Origin of the sequence: Saccharomonospora saliphila YIM 90502, from assembly GCF_000383795.1 — a bacterium.
Classification (GTDB): Bacteria; Actinomycetota; Actinomycetes; order Mycobacteriales; family Pseudonocardiaceae; genus Saccharomonospora; species Saccharomonospora saliphila.
This window is the reverse complement of record NZ_KB912601.1, coordinates 1-2,368: the sequence shown is the minus strand read 5'-3', so window position 1 is coordinate 2,368 and position 2,368 is coordinate 1. Positions and strand designations below refer to the sequence as shown.

General features: G+C 73.8%; 3 protein-coding genes. 1 reads left to right on the top strand and 2 read right to left on the bottom strand.

Annotation, left to right across the window (positions count from 1 at the left end; genetic code table 11):
- Positions 1-111 precede the first annotated feature (111 nt).
- Positions 112-1,056, top strand: a complete 945-nt coding sequence (locus SACSA_RS0101085) for a D-2-hydroxyacid dehydrogenase family protein (protein WP_028661413.1) — start codon at positions 112-114, stop codon at positions 1,054-1,056.
- 22 nt (positions 1,057-1,078) lie between these two features.
- Here SACSA_RS0101085 and SACSA_RS0101080 read toward each other — a convergent pair whose 3' ends face one another.
- Together SACSA_RS0101080 and SACSA_RS0101075 are read right to left on the bottom strand one after the other, a co-directional pair.
- Entirely contained in the window at positions 1,079-1,891 is an 813-nt protein-coding gene (locus SACSA_RS0101080) for a serine hydrolase domain-containing protein (RefSeq protein WP_019812811.1), read from the bottom strand.
- Positions 1,892-2,077: 186 nt separating this feature from the next.
- The coding region (locus SACSA_RS0101075; protein ID WP_019812809.1) for an alpha/beta hydrolase family protein at positions 2,078-2,368 on the bottom strand (291 nt) is incomplete at its 5' end.

The following is a 2,368-nucleotide window of genomic DNA, read 5'->3' as shown; positions in this document are numbered from 1 at the left end:
ATGCGGGGCGGGACGGGCGGCGCTTTCGCGGGGCGCACAGGGCTGTCACCAGGCGCACGCTCGGGCGGCGCGTCGGGCGCGGCCGGAGGCCGGTGTCCTAGCGTGGTCGGCATGCGCATCGCGATCCTCGACGACTACCAGAACGTGGCCCTCGACCTCGCCGACTGGGATTCGCTGCGGGCCGAGGTCCTAGTGTTCACCGACCACATCGCCGATCCCGACGAACTGGTGCGCCGTCTGGCGGGGTTCGACGTCGTGGTGGCGATGCGCGAGCGCACGGCCTTCGACGAGGCGGTGCTGGCGCGGCTGCCGGACCTGCGCCTGCTGGTGACCACGGGCGCGCGCAACGCCGCCATCGACGTGGCCGCCGCCGAGCGGCACGGTGTGGTGGTGTGCGGTACCGGCTACCTGCCGCACCCCACGGTGGAGCTGACCTGGGCGCTGATCCTGGCCGCGCGGCGCAACCTGGAGGCCGAGACCCGCGCGATGCGCGAGGGCGGCTGGCAGACCACGCTCGGCACCGGCCTGCGTGGCGGCACGCTCGGCCTGCTCGGGCTGGGCAGGCTCGGCTCGGAGGTGGCCCGTGTCGGGCAGGCGTTCGGCATGCGCACCCTCGCGTGGAGCCACAACCTCACCACCGAGCGGGCGGCCGAGCACGGTGTCACGGCCGTGTCCTGGGAGCGGTTGCTGGCCTCGTCGGACGTGGTGTCGGTGCACCTCGTGCTCGGTGAGCGCACCCGGGGTCTCGTCGGCGCCGACGCGCTGGCCGCGATGAAGCCCACGGCGCTGCTGGTGAACACCTCGCGAGGCCCGATCGTGGACGAGGACGCCCTCGTGCGGGCGCTGCGCGACGGCACGATCGGCGGCGCGGCACTCGATGTCTACGACCGCGAGCCGTTGCCTGCCGACCACCCGCTGCGCGCGGAACCCCGCGCGCTGCTCACCCCGCACATCGGGTTCGTGACCCGGGACGTCTACGAGGTGTTCTACCGTGACGCGGTCGCCGACATCGCCGCCTACCGGGCGGGGGAGCCGGTGCGCGTGCTGCGGCCCTGAAGCGCCGCGGGCCCGGCCGCGCTCAGCCCAGCTCGGCGAGGAGCGCGTCGGTGAACTCCGGCCACACCCGCGCGGCCCACGGGCCGAACGCGCGGTCGGTGAGCGCCACGCAGGCCAGTTCCGCTTGCGGGTCCACCCACAGGAAGGTGCCCGACTGTCCGAAATGGCCGAAGGTGCGTGGTGAGCTGCGCTTGCCGGTCCAGTGCGGATCCTTACCGTCGCGGAGCTCGAAGCCGAGGCCCCAGTCGTTCGGCTTCTGGTGCCCGAATCCGGGCAGCACGCCGTCGAGCCCGGGGAAGGCCACTGTCGTCGCGGTGTCGAGTGTGGACCGGTCGATCAGGGTCGGGATCTGGAGTTCGGCGGCGAACACGATCAGATCGTCGAGTGTGGACGACGCACCCGCACCGGGCGAGCCCTCCAGTCGGGTGTCGACCATGCCGAGGGGCTGGAGCAGCGCCTCCTTCTGGTACTCGGCGAAGTCGATCCCGGTGTGGGCGGCCAGGGCGTCGGCGAGCTGTTCGAAGCCCGCGCTCGAATACAGCCTGCGCCTGCCCGGTGCCGCGTACACCGTGTGCTCGTCGAAGCCGAGCCCGGCCGTGTGGGCGAGCAGGTGCCGGACCGTGGACCCGTCGGGGCCCGCGGGGGTGTCCAGCTCCACGGCCCCTTCCTCGACCGCGACGAGCGTCGTGTAGGCGGTGAGCAGCTTCGTCACCGACGCGAGCGGGAAGACCCGCTCGTGGTCGCCGTGGCTCGCCGCGACCGTCCCGTCGGGGCGGACCACGGCCACGGCGGCGTTGTCCACGGGCCACTGCTCGATCAACCGCAGGCTGTCCATGTCGCCCCACTGTAGCCGCGCGCCCCCACCCACCCGCGAGTTGCCCCTCCAGGCCCGCGAGTTGCCCTCACAAGCTCGCGAGTTGCCCCTCCAGGTTCGCGAGTTGCCCCCGCAGGCTCGCGAGTCCCCGCACCGGTGCGCGGGCGGGACCGCGCGGTTCGCGGCAGCGGCCGGGGCTCGGGGCGTTCAGCGGTGGGGCAGATGCTCGGTGAACCAGCCGGCGGCCAGCTCGGCCACCCGTTCCAGCGCACCCGGTTCCTCGAACAAGTGCGTGGCGCCCGGGATGACCTGGAGTTCGCACGGCGCGGCGAGCCGGGCGGCGGCCTGCTCGTTGAGCGGTAGCACCCGCTCGTCCCGTCCGCCGACCACGAGCAGGGTCGGGCACCGCACCTCACCCAGAGCCGCACCCGCCAGATCCGGCCGCCCTCCCCGGGAGACCACCGCCCGCACCAGCTCCGGCCTGCGCGCGGCGGCGAC

What these genes read in the sequence shown, in the direction of transcription:
- SACSA_RS0101080 (WP_019812811.1), bottom strand. Translation starts at nt 1,891, where the DNA reads ATGGACAGCCTGCGGTTGATCGAGCAGTGGCCCGTGGACAACGCCGCC.
- SACSA_RS0101085 (WP_028661413.1), top strand. Translation starts at nt 112, where the DNA reads ATGCGCATCGCGATCCTCGACGACTACCAGAACGTGGCCCTCGACCTC.